Origin of the sequence: Vibrio sp. Vb0598 (assembly GCF_033338935.1) — a bacterium.
In the GTDB taxonomy this organism is placed as follows: domain Bacteria; phylum Pseudomonadota; class Gammaproteobacteria; order Enterobacterales; family Vibrionaceae; genus Vibrio; species Vibrio alginolyticus.
In genome coordinates this window covers 1-1,238 of sequence record NZ_JAWOTP010000179.1, presented here as the reverse complement: position 1 = coordinate 1,238, position 1,238 = coordinate 1, and the positions used below count along the sequence as shown (strand labels likewise).

The 1,238-nt window shown below is 46.2% G+C and carries 2 protein-coding genes; one reads left to right on the top strand and one right to left on the bottom strand.

Annotated elements, in window-relative coordinates; all coding sequences use genetic code 11:
- The coding region (locus R7Q38_RS23895; RefSeq protein ID WP_318114535.1) for an acyltransferase at window positions 1–638 on the top strand (638 nt) is incomplete at its 5' end.
- Between the two features lie 41 nt (window positions 639–679).
- Here the strand turns inward: R7Q38_RS23895 and R7Q38_RS23890 are convergent.
- The coding region (locus R7Q38_RS23890; RefSeq protein WP_318114534.1) for a thiol:disulfide interchange protein DsbA/DsbL at window positions 680–1,238 on the bottom strand (559 nt) is incomplete at its 5' end.

The following is a 1,238-nucleotide window of genomic DNA, read 5'->3' as shown; positions in this document are numbered from 1 at the left end:
AAGATGGTTGGTATTTGCTGATCAGCAACCACCTCAGTTGGACGGATATTGTTGTGCTGTGCTGCGTATTTAAAGATCGCATTCCAATGCCGAAGTTTTTCCTCAAGCAACAACTGCTGTATGTGCCGTTTATTGGTATGGCATGTTGGGCTTTAGACATGCCTTTCATGCGTCGTTACTCTCGTGAGTATTTAATTCGTAACCCTCACAAACGTGGCCAAGATTTGGCAACCACACGTCGTTCGTGTGCCAAGTTCAAGCATACTCCAACCACGGTTGTGAACTACGTGGAAGGTACACGCTTTACTGAAGAGAAGCAGCGTAAAAGCAAAGCGGGCTACCAATACCTGTTGCAACCCAAATCAGGCGGTATTGCTTACACATTGGCGGCAATGGGCGAGCAATTTGAGAACATCATCGATGTGACCCTCGCGTATCCAGAGAATACGGACAAACCTTTTAAAGACATGCTGATGGGGCGCATGACTAAGATCGTGGTCCATGTGAAAGTGTTGCCAGTTGATGAGCAGGTGTTAGGGGATTACTTCAACGACAAGCCGTACAAGCGCCAATTCCAGCAATGGTTAGGGGATGTGTGGCAAGAGAAAGACCAACTGCTACAAGAGATTCACAAATAAAAAGGGGAGCCATGTGCTCCCCTGTTTTCTGTGCGTTGCGCTTATTTTAGCGTTAGCAAGTAGTTCACCAGTGCAAAGTACTCATCCATTGATTTAATGCTTTGTGCTTGAACTAGGTATTTGTTATTTACGATAACCGCAGGAACGCCTGTCAAACCGCTGTTTTCGAACTGCTTGTCCATACGACGAACCATTGAATCAACCGCGCAGCCGTTGTAAGCCGCATCAAATTTCTTCGCATCTATGCCTGCATCTAGGAAGATTTGGCGAAGTTCAGCGTCGTCACGAGGTGGTTTGCGCATGTTGTGGATGCGGTTAAACATCACAGGCACCATTTGATCTTCAACCTTCATTGCGACCATCGTGGCGAATGCTTTGCTCATTGAAGGACCCATGTTGCCACCCATGAAAGACACGTGGTTCTTTTGCAGTTTGGTGCCTTCAGGTAGCTGCTTTTTAAGCTGCTGGATAACTGGTTCAAAGCTATTACAGTGTGGGCAGTAGAATGAGAAGAACTCAGTCACTAAAGGCTTCTTTGATACTTCAAGATCCAATACTTTGTAATGTTCACCTTCTTTGAATTGCGCTGCATGTGCCGAC